Annotated in this window: 13 protein-coding genes; 9 read left to right on the top strand and 4 right to left on the bottom strand. The window is 72.3% G+C overall.

Annotated features, from left to right (window positions below; genetic code table 11):
• Window positions 1–145: 145 nt before the first annotated feature.
• Window positions 146–1,489 carry a CoA transferase gene (locus tag OG472_RS19620; protein ID WP_405830483.1) on the top strand — a complete coding sequence of 448 codons (1,344 nt, stop codon included), beginning with the start codon at window positions 146–148 and terminating at the stop codon, window positions 1,487–1,489.
• Between the two features lie 370 nt (window positions 1,490–1,859).
• Here OG472_RS19620 and OG472_RS19615 read toward each other — a convergent pair whose 3' ends face one another.
• Window positions 1,860–2,351 (bottom strand): GNAT family N-acetyltransferase, encoded by a 492-nt coding sequence (locus OG472_RS19615; RefSeq protein WP_401608633.1) that lies wholly within the window; start codon window positions 2,349–2,351, stop codon window positions 1,860–1,862.
• A 126-nt stretch (window positions 2,352–2,477) separates the two neighbouring features.
• Here OG472_RS19615 and OG472_RS19610 point away from each other — a divergent pair, with 126 nt between their 5' ends.
• Entirely contained in the window at window positions 2,478–3,281 is an 804-nt protein-coding gene (locus OG472_RS19610) for an exodeoxyribonuclease III (RefSeq protein WP_405830482.1), read from the top strand.
• Here the strand turns inward: OG472_RS19610 and OG472_RS19605 are convergent.
• Window positions 3,263–3,970, bottom strand: a complete 708-nt coding sequence (locus OG472_RS19605; protein WP_401608639.1) for a MerR family transcriptional regulator — start codon at window positions 3,968–3,970, stop codon at window positions 3,263–3,265. The two genes, OG472_RS19610 and OG472_RS19605, sit on opposite strands and share 19 nt — an antisense overlap.
• Window positions 3,971–4,093: 123 nt before the next feature.
• On the opposite strand from OG472_RS19605, the gene OG472_RS19600 reads away from it, so the two are divergent.
• The 4 genes from OG472_RS19600 to OG472_RS19585 all read left to right on the top strand — a co-directional run bounded on the left by OG472_RS19600 (window position 4,094) and on the right by OG472_RS19585 (window position 7,796).
• Complete coding sequence (locus tag OG472_RS19600; RefSeq protein WP_401608641.1) at window positions 4,094–5,740, top strand: flavin-containing monooxygenase; 1,647 nt, start codon at window positions 4,094–4,096, stop codon at window positions 5,738–5,740.
• Window positions 5,737–6,663, top strand: coding sequence for an alpha/beta fold hydrolase (locus tag OG472_RS19595; RefSeq protein ID WP_405941799.1), 927 nt, complete (start codon window positions 5,737–5,739; stop codon window positions 6,661–6,663). The genes OG472_RS19600 and OG472_RS19595 overlap by 4 nt, the downstream gene beginning before the upstream one ends.
• Entirely contained in the window at window positions 6,660–7,544 is an 885-nt protein-coding gene (locus OG472_RS19590; protein WP_405830477.1) for an SDR family oxidoreductase, read from the top strand. Before OG472_RS19595 ends, OG472_RS19590 begins: the two co-directional genes overlap by 4 nt.
• Before the next feature lie 75 nt (window positions 7,545–7,619).
• On the top strand, window positions 7,620–7,796 hold the full coding sequence (locus tag OG472_RS19585; RefSeq protein WP_401608646.1) for a hypothetical protein: 177 nt from the start codon (window positions 7,620–7,622) through the stop codon (window positions 7,794–7,796).
• Window positions 7,797–7,917: 121 nt separating this feature from the next.
• Here OG472_RS19585 and OG472_RS19580 read toward each other — a convergent pair whose 3' ends face one another.
• Entirely contained in the window at window positions 7,918–11,181 is a 3,264-nt protein-coding gene (locus OG472_RS19580) for a S41 family peptidase (RefSeq protein ID WP_401608648.1), read from the bottom strand.
• A gap of 167 nt (window positions 11,182–11,348) precedes the next feature.
• Here OG472_RS19580 and OG472_RS19575 point away from each other — a divergent pair, with 167 nt between their 5' ends.
• Both OG472_RS19575 and OG472_RS19570 read left to right on the top strand, forming a co-directional pair.
• On the top strand, window positions 11,349–11,939 hold the full coding sequence (locus OG472_RS19575; RefSeq protein WP_401608651.1) for a TetR/AcrR family transcriptional regulator: 591 nt from the start codon (window positions 11,349–11,351) through the stop codon (window positions 11,937–11,939).
• A 128-nt stretch (window positions 11,940–12,067) separates the two neighbouring features.
• A complete protein-coding gene (locus tag OG472_RS19570; RefSeq protein WP_383576530.1) occupies window positions 12,068–14,266 on the top strand; it encodes an MMPL family transporter in 2,199 nt (732 codons plus the stop codon).
• Window positions 14,267–14,355: 89 nt separating this feature from the next.
• Here the strand turns inward: OG472_RS19570 and OG472_RS19565 are convergent, their stop codons facing one another.
• Window positions 14,356–14,808, bottom strand: coding sequence for an SsgA family sporulation/cell division regulator (locus OG472_RS19565; protein WP_405941798.1), 453 nt, complete (start codon window positions 14,806–14,808; stop codon window positions 14,356–14,358).
• A 177-nt stretch (window positions 14,809–14,985) separates the two neighbouring features.
• On the opposite strand from OG472_RS19565, the gene OG472_RS19560 reads away from it, so the two are divergent.
• Window positions 14,986–16,032: an energy-coupling factor ABC transporter permease gene (locus OG472_RS19560; protein ID WP_405830473.1), complete on the top strand. Its 1,047-nt coding sequence runs from the start codon at window positions 14,986–14,988 to the stop codon at window positions 16,030–16,032.
• The last annotated feature ends 1 nt before the right edge of the window (window position 16,033 follow it).

The raw sequence follows: 16,033 nt of genomic DNA, 5'->3' as shown, positions 1-16,033 counted from the left end.
CACATATGTCCACCCTGCTGCTTTGCGCAATGCGCGATCATCCTGCCCGCTCCCCGCTGACTACGGGAACGTCTGGCGCGAGCATGAATTCCGCGGGGGAACCACATCGCGTCCATAGGCCGGGAAGGTGGGAAATGATGGGTTCATGGGGATCAGTGAAGAACGGGACAGTGGGACGGCGGGGGCCTGGGCGGCGCTCGGAGGAGCACCGGAACTCGCCCGTCGCGTCCGGTTCGCCGGAGCCGGGGACCTCGGAGAAGGTCCGCTGCCGGTGCGGGAGTTGGCGCGAGCCACTGTAGGCGTCTGCGGACTGGCGGCGGCAGAGCTCGCCGCGGTGCGGGGCGGAGGCGAGGCGGAGGACGCGTCTCCCCTCGTGGTGGACGAGGGTGCGGTGGCGACGGCCTTCGTCAGCGAACGGCACCTGCGCGTGGAAGGCCGCGCGCCGGTGGTCTTCGCGCCGCTGTCGGGCTTCTGGCAGACGGCCGACGGATGGGTCCGTACGCACGCCAACTACCCGCACCACGAAGCCGCGCTGGTACGGGCGCTGGGCCTGCCGACCGCGACACCGGAGGCGCTGCGCGCCGCGCTGGCGGGGCGGACGGCCGTCGAAGTACAGGAACTCGCCTACGGGGAGGGCGGACTCGCGGTCGCCGTCGCGCGGGGGTACGGGGAGCCGCAGCCGCTGGTGGAGTCCGTACGCCGGACCGGCGCGCGGGGACGGAAGCTCGGCCCGGCCCCGGCAGGTCGACCCGCCACGGGGGTGCGGGTGCTGGACCTGACCCGGGTCATCGCCGGGCCCGTCGCCACGCGGACGCTCGGGCTGCTCGGCGCGGACGTCCTGCGGATCGACTCACCGGGGCTGCCCGAGGCGGACGACGCCTACGCGGACACCGGCTTCGGGAAGCGGTCGGCGCGGCTGGACCTGGCAGCGCCGGGGGACCGGGCGGTCTTCGAGGGACTGCTGGCCGAGGCCGACGTGGTGGTGACGGGGTACCGGCCCGGGGCGCTGCGGCGCTTCGGGCTCGACCCGCAGGATCTGCTGGAGCGGCGGCCGGGGCTGGTCGTGGCCGAGCTGTGCGCGTGGGGGTGGCGCGGGCCGTGGGCCGCGCGGCGGGGGTTCGACTCGCTGGTGCAGGCCGGCTACGGGATCGCTGCGCGCTGTGCGGGTGACGGGGGTGCGCCCGGGGTGCTGCCCGCGCAGGCGCTGGACCACGGGACGGGGTACCTGGTGGCGGCCGGTGTCCTGAGGGCGCTGGCGGGTGGGGGCGGGCGGCGGCTGCGGTTCTCCCTCGCGGGGACGGCGTCGTGGCTGGTGCGGGATCTGGCGCCGGCCTCTCCCCCTGCGGCCGGGGGATACGCGGCAGAGCCGTGGCTGCGGGAGACGGCGTCGGGGTACGGGGTGCTGCGGCACGCCGCCAGTCCCTTCGGGGAGTGGGCGGCGGGGCCGTCGCGGTGGGGCACGGACCCCGCCGTCTGGCTTCCGCGCTAGGCCGCCTGCGCACCGGCCGCCGGGGCTCCGCCCCCGACCCCGCGCCTCAAACGCCGGCGGGGCTGGAATGTGCGGCGAGGCCGCAAGATCGGGCTCCGGCCCGGACCCCGCGTCTCGGACGCCGGCGGGGCTGGAATGTGCGGCGAGGCCGCAAGATCGGGCTCCGGCCCGGACCCCGCGTCTCGGACGCCGGCGGGGCTGGAATGTGCGGCGAGGCCGCAAGATCGGGCTCCGCCCCGGGCCCCGGGCCTCGAACGCCGGCGGCTGAATGTGCGGCGAGGCTGCAAGATCGGGCTCCGCCCTGGGCCCCCGCGTCTCGAATGCCGACGGGGCTGGAATGTGCGGCGGGGCCGGATGTGTCCCGGGCGGGCTACTGCAGCGGCTTCGCCATGCAGCGGCTGGAGTCGTGGAAGCGGTAATGGCCGAACTTCCGGGACATCGTGTAGCCCGAGGAGAGGTAGAGGGCGATCGCCTCCGGCTGCTGGTCGCCCGTTTCGAGGACCATGCGGAGGCGGCCCGCCGCGCGGGCGTCGGTTTCCAGGGTGGCCAGGATGCGGCGGGCCAGGCCCAGGCCGCGGGCCTCGGGGACGACGTACATGCGCTTGAGTTCGGCGTCGCCGTCCGAGTAGCCCTCGTCGTTCTCGTCCTGGATGCGCCAGCCGCCGCTCGCCACCGGGGCGCCCGTGGCGTCGTACGCGAGGAGGTACAGGCCGCGCGGCGGCTCGAACATCGCCGGGTCCAGGTAGGTCGCGTCGCCCTCGCCGTCGTACCGCACCCGGTATTCGAGCTGGACCTGGTCGTTGAGTTTGACCGCGTCCGGGTGGTCGTACGGCACGGTGCGGAGCTGTATCCGGTGAGGCATCTGAATATCGTACGGAACCACCCCGCCGGGCCCGCGGGCCCGGCGGGCCCGCCGTGAGACGGGAACGCCCGGCCGGGGGTCCGGCGGGTAGGCTGCCCCCGTTTTGTGCGATGTGGGGAGCTTGTTTTGATCACTGTGACGTCCGTGAATGTGAATGGGATCCGCGCCGCCGCCAAGAAGGGCTTCGGGGCGTGGCTCGAGGGATCCGACGCCGACGTGGTCTGCCTGCAGGAGGTGCGGGCCGAGGAAGCGCAGATTCCGGACGAGGTCCGGACCCCCGCCGGATGGCACACCGTGTTCGCGCCGGCCGCCGCCAAGGGGCGGGCCGGTGTCGCTCTCTACACGCGGCGGGCGCCCGAGCGGGTGCAGGTCGGATTCGGCAGTGAGGAATTCGACACGGCCGGGCGGTACCTGGAGATCGATCTTCCCGGTGTGACCGTGGCCAGCCTCTACCTGCCCTCGGGCGAGGCCGGGACGGAGAAGCAGGACGAGAAGTACCGGTTCATGGGCGAGTTCCTGACCTACCTCGCCGCGCTGAAGGTGCGGGCCGCCGCCGACGGGCGCGAGGTCGTGGTCTGCGGTGACTGGAACATCTGCCACCAGGAGGCCGACCTCAAGAACTGGAAGACGAACCGGAAGAACGCCGGCTTCCTGCCCGAGGAGCGGGAGTGGCTCGGGAAGGTGTACGACGAGGCCGGGTACGTGGACGTGGTGCGCGAGCTGCACCCGGACACCGAGGGCCCGTACTCCTGGTGGTCGTACCGGGGCCGCGCCTTCGACAACGACGCCGGCTGGCGGATCGACCTCCAGGTGGCGACGCCCGGGCTGGCCGCGAAGGCCGTCAAGGCGTTCGTGGAGCGGGCCGAGACGCACCCCGAGCGCTGGTCGGACCACGCACCGGTGACCGTGGTCTACGAGCTCGGTTCCTGACCGGCGGCCGAGGCCAGCAGACGGTCCATCGCCATCGTCAGCTCGGCCTCGACCACGCTCTTCGCCAGCGGACGCAGCCGCGTGAGCGCGTCCGGCGACGTCGAGATGTGGGTCGATATCAGCTCGGTGAACAGGAGCGCCATCGCGTCCGCGTGCTCGCGGACGCGGCGTCCCGTTTCCAGGACCGCCGCCAGCGGGACGCCCTCGCGGACCAGCGCCGAGGAGACGTCCAGCAGCCGTCGGCTGACGTGCACGATCGCGTCGCCGTCCACGGCGAGGTAGCCCAGGTCGAGGGAGGCCGCCAGGTTCTCCGGGGTGACCTCGCCCTCGAAGTAGTCGGCCAGGGCCTCCGGGGTCAGCCGGACCGGGGTCTCCTCCGACCAGCCGATGCCGAGCAGCTCGCCGAGCTGGTTCACGTCGCGGCCGCTCTCGAAGGCGGCCGTCAGCTCGGCGATGCCGCCGAGGGTGTGCCCGCGCTCCAGCAGGGCCGCGATGGTGCGCAGCCGGGCCAGGTGGTGGTCGTCGTACCAGGCGATCCGCCCCTCGCGGCGCGGCGGAGGGAGCAGTTTGCGCTCGCGGTAGAAGCGCAGGGTGCGGACCGGGATGCCGGCCGCCTCGGCCAGCTCCTCCGTGCGGTACTCGCGCGCCGTCTTCGCTTCCGTCTTCGCTTCCGTCTCATCCTTCGCCACAGGCGCACCTTATGGCGTACCGACAGTAACTTTCCCGGCGTGACCCCTACCCATGAGTACGGGGCTGCTCTACCCTCCCGATTGTGCCAGTGATTGCTGGCAGTGTTCCGATGGTATCTGCGGATGATGCGGAAGGCGGCGGGCATGGGCGGCAAGGACGAGCGCGGACGCGAGCACGTACGGGTGGCGGTGATCGGGTCGGGCTTCGGCGGGCTCGGCGCGGCCGTACGCCTGCGGCGCGAGGGGATCACGGACTTCGTCGTCCTGGAACGGGCCGACTCGGTCGGCGGCACCTGGCGCGACAACAGCTACCCGGGCTGCGCGTGCGACGTCCCCTCGCACCTGTACTCCTTCTCCTTCGCGCCCAACCCGGACTGGCCGCGCACCTTCTCCGGCCAGCCGGCCATCCGCTCCTACCTGGAGCACGTCGCCGACACCTTCGGACTGCGCCGCCACATCCGGCTGAACTCCGAGGTCCGGATGATGCGCTGGGACGCCGAAGAGCTGCGCTGGGAGATCGAGACCTCCGCCGGGCACCTCACCGCCGACGTGGTCGTCTCGGCGACCGGGCCGCTCTCCGATCCGAAGATGCCGGAGATCCCCGGTCTCGCCGAGTTCCCCGGCAAGGTCTTCCACTCCGCCCGCTGGGACCACGACTACGACCTGCGCGGCAAGCGCGTGGCCATGATCGGAACCGGCGCCTCCGCCATTCAGATCGTGCCCGCCATCGCCCCCGAGGTGGAGCGCCTCACCCTCTTCCAGCGGACCCCGCCGTGGGTACTGCCCCGCACCGACCGGGCCATCAGCACGGCGGAGCGCTGGCTGCACCGGCAGCTGCCCTTCACGCAGACGGCCCGCCGCGGGCTGTTGTGGGGGATCCGGGAGCTCCAGGTCAACGCGTTCTGCAAGCGGCCGAACCAGCTCGGGATCATCGAATCGCTGGCCAAGGCCAACATGACCCGCTCGATCAAGGACCCGGCGCTGCGCGCCAAGCTGACGCCGTCCTACCGGATCGGCTGCAAGCGGATCCTGCTCTCCAGCGAGTACTACCCGGCCCTGGCCCGGCCCGACGTGGACCTGGTCGCCTCCGGGCTGAAGGAGATCCGCGGCTCGGTGCTGGTCGCCGCCGACGGGACCGAGACCGAGGTCGACGCGATCATCTTCGGCACCGGCTTCCACGTCACGGACATGCCGATCGCCGACCGGGTGGTCGGCGCGGACGGCCAGACACTCGCGGACGCCTGGAAGGACGGGATGCAGGCGCTGCGCGGGGCCACCGCGGCCGGCTTCCCCAACTGGATGACGATCATCGGCCCGAACACCGGGCTCGGGAACAGCTCGATGATCCTGATGATCGAGTCGCAGCTCAACTACATGGCCGACTACCTGCGGCAGCTGGCCCTCCTCGGTGGGAGCAGCCTGGGCGGGAAGGTCGCGCTCGGCGCCCGGCCGTCCGCCGTCAACCGCTGGAACCGGCAGGTGCAGGCCCGCATGGAGCGGACCGTGTGGAACACCGGCGGCTGCACCAGCTGGTACCTGGACGCGCAGGGCCGCAACACGACGGTCTGGCCGGGCACGACGGGAGAGTTCCGCCGGGAGACGCGGAGCGTCGATCTGGCGGAGTACGAGGTCGTACGGGTGCCGGAGCGCGAGCGGGTCCCGGTTGCCGTGGCGGCGTTGCCGGGGGCGCTGCCCCCGGACCCCCGCGCCTCGAACGCCGGCGAGGCTGGATCCGTCGGCGGGGCCGAAGCGGCGGAGGAGGTCGCGTGAGCCGGTTGACGCACGTCGTCTCCGGGCCCTACGCGCCGCCCGCCGCGCGGCGCGAGCTCGTCGCCGACTCCGCCGACGGGGCCCGCCTGCACGTCGAGGTGCACGGGGACGAGGGGGCGCCGGCCGTGGTGCTGGCCCACGGATGGACCTGTTCCACCGCGTTCTGGGCCGCGCAGGTACGGGCCCTGGCCGCCACCCACCGGGTCATCGCCTACGACCAGCGCGGCCACGGGCGCAGCCCCGCCGCCCGGGCGCACAGCACCACCGCGCTCGCCGACGACCTCGTGGCGGTGCTCGGTGCCACCCTCGCCCCCGGGGAGCGGGCGGTCGTCGCCGGGCACTCCATGGGCGGTATGACGATCATGGCGGCGGCCGGCCGGCCCGAGTTCGCCGAGCACGCCGCGGCCGCCCTGCTGTGCAGCACGGGCAGCTCCCGGCTGGTCGCGGAGGCGCAGGTGCTGCCGGTGCGCGCCGGGCGCGCCCGGACCCGTATCACCGGCGCGGTCCTCGGATCCCGCGCCCCTCTCGGACCGGTCACGCCCGTCGCCAGGAAGATCCTCAAGTACGCCACGATGGGCCCCGGCTCCGCGCCCGACAAGGTCGAGGCGTGCGCCCGTATCGTCCACGCCTGCCCCACCGGGGTGCGCCACGCCTGGTCCCGGGTGCTGGCCGGGCTGGACCTCGACGCCGAGGTGGCCCGCCTCTCCGTGCCCACCGCCGTCATCGGCGGCACCGCGGACCGGCTCACCCCGATCGTGCACGCCCGGGCGCTCGCCGCCGCGCTGCCGAACTGCGTGGGCCTCACCGAGCTCACCGGCATGGGGCACATGACCCCGGTCGAGGCGCCCGAGGCCGTCACCCGGGCCGTGCGGGAGCTGACCGAGCTGTATCTCGACACCACCGAGAAGGAGAAGACGCCGTGAGTGCTCGCAGGAGTCTGGAAGGCCAGGTCGCCGTCGTCACCGGCGCCGCCCGCGGGGTCGGCGAGCTGCTCGCCCGCAAGCTCTCCGCCCGCGGTGCGCGGATCGCCCTCGTCGGCCTGGAGCCGGAGGCCCTCAAGGAGGTCTCCGAGCGGCTGCACACCGACAGCGACCACTGGTACGCCGACGTCACCGACCACGAGGCCATGGCCCGCGTCGCGCAGGAGGTCAAGGAGCGCTTCGGCAAGGTCGACATCGTCGTCGCCAACGCGGGCGTGGCCGCGGGCGGGCCGTTCGCCGACTCGGACCCCGACGCCTGGCGGCGGGTGATCGAGGTGAACCTCATCGGCGGGGCCGTCACCGCCCGCGCCTTCCTCCCCGTACTGACGGAGAGCCGCGGCTACTTCCTGCAGATCGCCTCGCTCGCCGCGATCACCCCGGCGCCGATGATGACCGCCTACTGCGCGTCCAAGTCGGGGGTCGAGGCCTTCGCCCACTGCCTGCGCGCCGAGGTCGGCTACAAGGGCGTCAAGGTCGGCGTCGGCTACCTCTCCTGGACCGACACCGACATGGTGCGCGGAGCCGACCAGGACGAGGTCATGCGGGAGCTGCGCCAGCGGCTGCCCTGGCCGTCGAACCGCACGTACCCGCTCGGCCCCGCCGTCGACCGGATCGTCGCGGGCATCGAGCGGCGCTCCCCGCACGTGTACGCGCAGTGGTGGCTGCGCGGGATGCAGGGGGTGCGCGGTTACCTGCCCGGGCTCATCGCCACGGTCGGACAGCGCGAGATGAAGCGCTTCGAGCCGCGGCTGGCCGGTGTTTCCAAGGGACTTGTGGGCGCCGGCGGGGCCGCGGACGAGAAGGAGCGCACAGAGCGTTACTGATCGAAATGCGAGCTTTGTCCGCCCGTGCAAGTCTGGTCGAGCCCCACCACCAACACCCCTCATGGAGTGAACAGCATGGGTATCAAGGACCAGTTCCAGGACAAGGCCGACGAGCTCAGGGACAGGGCGCAGAACGGCGCCAAGGGTGCGAAGGACGAGGCGACCGAGCGCACCGCCAAGCTCCAGGAGAAGTCGAAGCGCAGGCCGCAGCAGGAGCAAGCGGACCGGGTGCGCGACGAGTTCGACGCCTGACCGGACTGCCGTAGGACCTGCGAAGGGGCGCGATCCCCGATGGTGTGGATCGCGCCCCTTCCGCATGCTCCTTTTCCGGGGCCCCGGCGGGCCGTTACGGTTCCGGGGCCCCGGCGGCCCGTCACTCCCGGGGCGGCAGCTTCGGGCGGCGCCGGTCCGGTACGTCCGTGTAGCCGGGCGGCACCGCGGCCGGGTCCTGCTCCAGCAGTTCCAGCGCCAGGTGCACGGCGTCGTCCAGTTGGGCGTGCCGCCCCTCCGCCCAGTCGAGCGGGGTGCGCAGGATCGCGAGGTCCGGCTCCACGCCGTGGTTCTCCACCGACCAGCCGTACTCCGGGAACCAGGCGGCGTTCATCGGCACCGTGATCACCGTGCCGTCGCCGAGGGTGTGCCGGCCGGTCATGCCGACCACACCGCCCCAGGTGCGCTGGCCCACCACCGGTCCCAGGCCCAGCAGTTTGAAGGCGGCGGTGATCATGTCCCCGTCGGAGGAGGTCGCCTCGTCGGCCAGCGCCACGATCGGACCGCGGGGCGCGTTGGAGGCGTACGAGACCGGCTGGGCGTCACGCGTCAGGTCCCAGCCGAGGATGGAGCGGGTCAGCTTCTCCACCACCAGCTCGCTGATGTGGCCGCCCGCGTTGCCGCGTACGTCCACGATCAGCGCCGGCCGGGACATCTCCATCCGCAGGTCGCGGTTGAACTGCGCCCAGCCCGAGCCGCCCATGTCGGGGATGTGGAGGTAGCCGCACCGGCCGCCGCTGATCTCCCGGACCACGTCGCGCCGCTTGGACACCCAGTCCTGGTAGCGCAGCGGCCGTTCGTCGATCAGCGGCACGATGGCGACCCGCCGGGCGCGGCCCTCGCCCTCCGCGGGCTGGAACGTCAGCTCGACCGTGGTCCCGCCCGCCGCCGACAGCAGCGGATAGGGACCCGCGACCGGGTCCACGGGCCGTCCGTCCACATGGGTGAGCACGGCGCCCTCCCGGATGCCGGTGCCGGCCAGCGGGGAGCGGGCCTTGGAGTCCGAGGACTCGCCGGGCAGGATCCGGGCGATCACCCAGGTCCCGTCCTTGGGGTACAGATTGGCGCCGAGCAGGCCGATCGCCCGCTGGTAGTGCGGGGGGCCTTCGTTGCGGCGGGCGGGGGAGACGTAGGCGTGCGAGGTGCCGAGCTCGCCGAGGACCTCGCGCAGCAGGTCGGCGAACTCGTCGGGGGAGGCGACCCGTTCGACCAGGGGGCGGTACTGGCGCAGCACCCCGTCCCAGTCGATGCCGCACATCTTCGGCTCCCAGAAGTAGGCGCGGATGATCCGCCCGGCCTCCTCGAAGGCCTGGCGCCACTCGGCCGCCGGGTCCACCTCGTGCAGGATGCGCCGCAGGTCCAGGTAGACGGTCGAGTCGCTGTCGCCCGATTCGGTCGCCGGGACCGCGCGCAGGTCCCCGTCGTCGTTGACGACCAGCCGGGTGCCGTCGCCGCTGACCGCGAACCAGTCCAGTCCCGAGGCCAGTTCCGTCTTGCGGGCCTTGGTGAGGTCGAAGTGCTCCAGGGTGGGCTTGCCGCTGATGTCGTTGGGGTTGGCGAAGGTCTCGCCGAGCGCGCCCGAGATGGGCCAGCGCAGCCACACCAGCCCGCCGCCGTGCACCGGGTACAGGGCCGAGTACTTGGACGCGGACACCGGGAAGGGGGTGACGCGGCTCTCCAGCCCCTCCACTTCCACGATCACGGCGCCGTCGCCGTCGGCCGAGTCCCCTTCGACCGGGTCCAGTCCCCCCGCCGCGGGCCGGCCCTCGGCGGAGAGCGCGAAGGGGGAGGGGGTCGCGGAGGACAGCGGCACCAGGTAGGGGCGGCAGCCCAGCGGGAACGACAGGTCGCCGGTGTGCACGTCGTAGACCGGGTCGAAGCCGCGCCACGACAGGAAGGCCAGGTAGCGCCCGTCCCGGGTGAAGACCGGATTCTCGTCCTCGAAGCGGCCGTTGGTGACGTCGACGATGAGCCGCGCGCCCGGTCCCGAGATGCGGGCCATCTTGATCTGCCGCAGCGAACGGCCGATGCCCGGATGCGACCAGGTCAGCCAGGCACCGTCGGGGGAGAAGGCCAGGTCGGTGACGGGTCCGTTGATGGACCGGATCAGCTCGGTGACCTCTCCGTTGGACTCCTCCGTCGCGTTGACGAGCAGCAGCCGTCCGTCGTTGGAAGCGATGGCGAGCCGCTCCCCGTCCGGGTCCGAGAGCAGTTCGGTGACGCGTCCCAGCTCGCCCGAGGCCAGCCGGCGCGGCTCGCGCTCCCCGGAGGCCCGGGGCAGGTAGGCGATCTCGATCGCGTCCTCGCCCTCGGCGTCGGTGACGTAGGCGACCTGCCCGCCGCTGCCGAGCATCTCGGGCAGCCGCACGCGCACGCCCGGGGTGTCGGCGATGGTCCGGGCGGGCCCGTCGCGGTGGGTCAGCCAGTACAGGCTGCCGCGGACCACGACCGCGCTGGCCCGGCCGGTGGTGTCCACGGAGAGCGAGTCGACGTTGCTGGCGGCCGACGCCTGGTACGTACGCCGGCCCGCGCGGGGGCCGCCGAGGCGGACCTCGAGCCTGCGCGGCACGGCGTCGGGGGCCAGGGACTCGACGAGCCAGAGTTCCCCGGCGCACTGGTAGACGATCCGGGAGCCGTCGCTGGAGGCGTGCCGGGCGTAGAACTCCTCGTGGTCGGTGTGGCGGCGCAGGTCGGTTCCGTCGGGCCGGACGGAGTACAGGTTGCCGATCCCCTCGTGGTCGGAGAGGAAGGCGATCCGGCCGCCCACGAACATCGGCGCGTCGAGGTGACCCTCGACGTCCTCCAGCAGCTGCCGGCCGTGCAGCCACAGCCGGCCGGTGGCCCCGCCGCGGTAGCGCTTCCAGGCGGCGGGCTCGTGCGGGGGCTTGCCGGTGAGCAGCAGGGTGCGGTGCTCGCCGTCGATGTCGGCGACCTGGATGTCGGACACGGGCCCCCAGGGGAGGCGTCCGCCGGGGCTGCCGTCGGTGGGCAGCTTGTAGGCCCAGGAGTAGTAGGAGAACGGCTGTGCCCGGGAGGAGACCGCCAGGATGTTGCCGTCGGGGTCCCAGCCGCAGACCCGGGTGTCGGTGGCACCCCAGTGGCTCAACTGGCGGGCGGGGCCGCCGTCGACGGGGGCGAGGTGGATCTCGGGGTCGAGGGTGCGCCAGGTGGCGAAGGCGATGTGCTTGCCGTCGGGGGAGAACCGCGGGTGGTTGACCCGGGTGCGGTCGACGGTGATCCGCCAGGCCCGGCCGGGCGTCTGCCCGTCGGGGACCAGCGGGGCGACCCAGAGGTCGTCCTCGGTGGCGAAGCACAGGAGGTCGTCGTGCAGGTGCGGGAACCGGAGGTACGCGACGTCGTGACTCACCCCCCAATGCTTTCCGCGGCAGGGGGCCCTGGCAACTCGTACAGGTGATCCATGCCACTCCTCCAAGCGAAACGGAACGGTTTCGTTTCGCTTGGAGGCGGGGTATCGTTTCAACGTACGGAACACATTCGTTTCGATAAGAGGCGCGTTCGGACGGAGGCACGGAGATGACCGAGGCGATGGCGGCCCGGCGCAGCCGGATCACCCCCGAACGACAGGCCGAACTGCACGAGGCGGTCCTCGACCTCCTGCGTGACGTCGGCTACGAGGCGCTGACCATGGACGCGGTCGCCGCCCGTACGAAGTCCAGCAAGGCCACCCTCTACCGCCAGTGGGGGAGCAAGCCGGAGCTGGTCGCCAAGGCCCTGCGATGCACGCAGCCCGTCTCGCTGCGGGAGATCGACACGGGCACCCTGCGCGGAGACTTCGCGCTCATGGTGGAGCACTCGGACGACGCGCAGATGGCCAAGGACACCGCGCTGATGCGGGGTCTGGCCCATGCCGTCCACGAGAGCCCGGAGCTCCACAAGGCCCTGCGCGACCTGCTGGTCGACCCGGAGATCAACGGTCTCCAGGAGATGCTCCGGCGCGCGGTGGACCGGGGCGAGATCCGGCCGGACTGTCCGGCCCTGGATTTCGTACCGCACATGCTCATCGGGGCGTTCATCGCGCTCCCCTTGATCGAGGACCGTCCCGTGGACCGGGCCTTCCTCGGTGAGTTCATCGATGCCGTGGTCTTCCCCGCCCTCGGCGTCTGATCCACCCCGTCCCCTTCGGCTCCACCGCTTCCTGCTGCTCCTGACACGCCGCTCTCGTCGTCGGGCCGGCTCTCTACGCCCTGATCCATCCGGATCCATCCCACGACCTGAACGGGAGAACCACCGACGTGGCTACCTTCCTCTACCGGCTCGGCAGGGGCGCCTTCCGGCGCCGCGGCCTCGTCGCCCTCATCTGGGTGGCGCTGCTGTTCGCCGCCGGCTTCGGCGCGGCCTCGGCCGGCGCCCCCACCTCCGGCTCGTTCTCGATACCCGGCACGGAGGCCCAGAAGGCCTTCGACCTGCTGGACAAGAAGTTCCCGGGCATGGCCGCCGACGGCGCCACCGCCCGCATCGTCATCAAGGCACCCGAGGGCGCCAAGGTCACCGACCCCGGCCCCAAGGCGGAGGTCGAGAAGATCGTCGCCGGCCTGAAGTCGGGACCGGGCGCGGAGCAGATCTCCTCGGTCGCCGACCCGTACGAGGCCCAGGCCGTGAGCCAGGACGGTTCCACCGCCTACGTCAGCGCCAAGTACGACGTCAGCGGCATGGAGCTGAAGGACGAGACCCGCGAGGCGCTGAAGGACTCCGGCACCGCGGCCAAGGCCGCCGGCCTGAACGTCCAGATCGGCGGTGACGCGCTGATGGCGGCCCCCGAGACCGGCTCCGGCGAGATCATCGGCATCATGGTCGCCGCGATCGTCCTCGTGATCACCTTCGGCTCGCTGATCGCGGCCGGGCTGCCGCTGCTGACCGCCCTGATCGGCGTGGGCATCGGCGTCTCCTCCATCACCGCGCTCGCCAACGTGCTGGACCTCGGCTCCACCACCTCCACCCTCGCGATGATGATCGGCCTCGCGGTCGGCATCGACTACGCCCTCTTCATCGTCTCCCGCTACCGCGTGGAGCTCGCCGAGGGCCGCGAGCGGGACGAGGCCGCCGGCCGGGCCGCCGGAACCGCCGGCTCCGCCGTCGTCTTCGCCGGTCTGACCGTGGTCATCGCCCTCGTGGGCCTGGCCGTCGTCAACATCCCGATGCTGACCAAGATGGGCGTCGCGGCCGCCGGCACGGTGGTCATCGCGGTTCTGGTCGCCCTGACCCTGGTCCCGGCCATCCTCGGCTTCGCGGGCAAGAAGGTCCTGCCGGCCGGCGAGAAGAGCAGGCTGTTCGGCAAGGGCAAGCCCGCCGACGAGAAGAAGGCCAACGGCGGCACCCGCTGGGCCCGCTTCGTCCTGCGCCGCCCGGTCATGGTGCTGCTGGCGGGTGTGATCGGCCTCGGCATCATCGCCATCCCGGCGAGCAAGCTGGAGATGGGCCTGCCGGACGACGGCGCCCAGCCGGTCTCCACCACCCAGCGTCAGGCGTACGACCTGCTGTCCGAGGGCTTCGGCCCGGGCTTCAACGGCCCGCTGATGGTCGTCGTGGACGGGGACAAGGCGCTCGCCGACTCCACCGTCGACCGGATCAAGGGCCTGGAGGGCGTCGTCGCGGTGACCCCGCCGACCCCCAACGAGAGCGGTGACGCCTCGGTCATCACCGTCATCCCGAAGGACCGCCCGTCCTCCACCCAGACGGAGGACCTGGTCCACGAGATCCGCGACGGCAGCGGCGACGACGTCCTCGTCACCGGCGCCACCGCGATGAACATCGACTTCTCGCAGAAGATGAACGACGCGCTGCTGCCCTACCTGGCGCTCGTCGTCGGCCTCGCCTTCCTGCTGCTGATGCTGGTGTTCCGCTCGATCCTGGTCCCGCTCAAGGCGGCCCTCGGCTTCCTGCTCTCGGTCGTCGCCGCCCTCGGCGCGGTCGTCGCGGTCTTCCAGTGGGGCTGGCTCGGCTCGCTCTTCGGCGTGGAGCAGACCGGCCCGATCATGTCGATGATGCCGATCTTCATGGTGGGCGTCGTCTTCGGTCTGGCCATGGACTACGAGGTCTTCCTCGTCACCCGCATGCGTGAGGCGTACGTCCACGGCGAGCGCCCGGGCCAGGCCGTGGTGACCGGCTTCCAGTACAGCGCGCGGGTCGTCGTGGCCGCCGCCGTCATCATGATCGCGGTGTTCGCGGGCTTCATCGGAGCCAGCGAGCAGATGGTCAAGATGATCGGCTTCGGTCTGGCCGTCGCCGTCTTCTTCGACGCCTTCGTGGTCCGCATGGCCATCGTCCCCGCGGTGCTCGCACTGCTCGGGCACAAGGCCTGGTGGCTGCCGAAGTGGCTGGACCGGCTGCTGCCCAACGTGGACGTGGAGGGCGAGAGCCTGCGCAAGCACCTCTCCCGGTCCGCACAGTCGCCCGAGGGCCCGGACAAGGACCGCGAGCTGGTCAACGCCTGACCTCGCACCGTCCGGCCGACAGGACGGCCCGGCCCCGCACCGCCTGCTCACCAGGCGGTGCGGGGCCGGGCCCGTTTCCTGCCCGCGCCCTACGCCCTACGGGTGGCGGCGCCGGCCGGAGCGTACGTGCGGCGCAGGAAGCGGCGCAGCGCGGCGATGTCGAACTGGATCACGGCGACGCCCTCGGGGGAGTGGAACTCGACCACCGCCTGGACGCGGCCGCAGGGCCAGATGCGTACGTCCCCGGTCCCGGTCGGCGCCTGGAGGCCGGCCTCCAGCAGGGCGCGGGGGAAGACCCACTCGTTGTCGGTGCCCTCGGGCGAGAGGTCGGCCGGGAAGACGATCCGCACGGCCAGCGGCTCGGCGGGCGCGAAGCGCAGGGCGACGGGGATGGTCCGGTAGAGGGGATCGTCCGTGATCACCCGGGCGCGGACCCGCTCCTCGACCGGTTTCGTGGTCGTGGACGCGGCGGCGGTCGTGGTGACGGTGGCGGTCGCGGTGGCGGTCGCGGTGGCTGGTGGATTCTCGGCGGTGGCTGACATCGACCAGGCTCCTCAAAATCGGAACATTTGCGTCCGTTTGTCCTCAAGCCTCGCACATTCCGACGAAACCGCACGCAAGTTTTTGTGACGGACCCGCTCTTGCCAACCATTTGCAACTGGGCACTATTCTTGAACGGTTAAAGACTGCGTTAAGGCGTACGGAAGCGGAGCCACTCCATGCATGTGCCCGACGGTTTCATCAACGCACCCGTCTCGGTGGCCGCCGGAGTGGCGGCCGGCGTCGCGGTCGCCGTCAGCCTCCGCGGTGCCCGGCGCGAACTCGACGAGCGCACCGCGCCGCTCGCCGGCCTCGTCGCCGCCTTCATCTTCGCCGTGCAGATGCTCAACTTCCCCGTCGCCGCCGGCACCAGCGGCCACCTGCTGGGCGGGGCCCTCGCCGCGATACTCGTCGGCCCCTATACCGGTGTGCTGTGCGTGTCCGTCGTCCTGCTCATGCAGGGCATCCTCTTCGCCGACGGCGGCCTGACCGCCCTCGGCGTGAACGTCACCGTCATGGGCGTCGTCACCGTCGTCGTCGCCTACGCGATCTTCCGCGGGCTGCTCGGGATCCTGCCGCCCACCCGCCGCTCCGTGACCGTGGCCGCCTTCGCGGGAGCCCTGCTCTCGGTGCCCGCCGCGGCCGCGGCCTTCACCGCCATCTACGCGATCGGCGGCACCACCGACGTGGCCATCGGCAAGGTGTTCACCGCCATGGTCGGCGTGCACGTGCTCATCGGCATCGGCGAGGCCGCCATCACCGCCGCGACCGTGGGCGCCGTGATCGCCGTACGGCCCGACCTGGTGCACGGGGCCCGCGGGCTGACCGCGCCGCTCAAGCTGCGCGTCGGCGGCGAGCTCGTCGACGCCCCCGCGGCCGCCGCCACCCCGGTGGCCGCCCGCTCCACCCGGAAGGTGTGGGCGACCGGCCTGGTCACCGCGCTCGTCCTCGCCGGGTTCGTCTCCTACTACGCCTCCGCCAGCCCCGACGGCCTGGAGAAGGTCGCCGCCGACAAGGGCATCGACGAGAAGGTCGAGGACCACGCGGCCGCCGACTCCCCGCTCGCCGACTACGGCGTCAAGAACGTCGACGACGCCCGGCTGTCCGGCGGCCTCGCCGGGGTCATCGGCGTCGGCGTGACCGTCGCCGCCGGCACCGGGATCTTCTGGGCCGTGCGCCGGCGCCGTACGGACGAGCTGACCGCCACCTCCGTCTCGGCGGGCTGAC

Origin of the sequence: Streptomyces sp. NBC_00207, from assembly GCF_045160965.1 — a bacterium.
Lineage (GTDB): Bacteria > Actinomycetota > Actinomycetes > Streptomycetales > Streptomycetaceae > Streptomyces.
The sequence above is the reverse complement of the archived record's forward strand: the minus strand, read 5'-3'. Positions and strand labels throughout refer to the sequence as shown.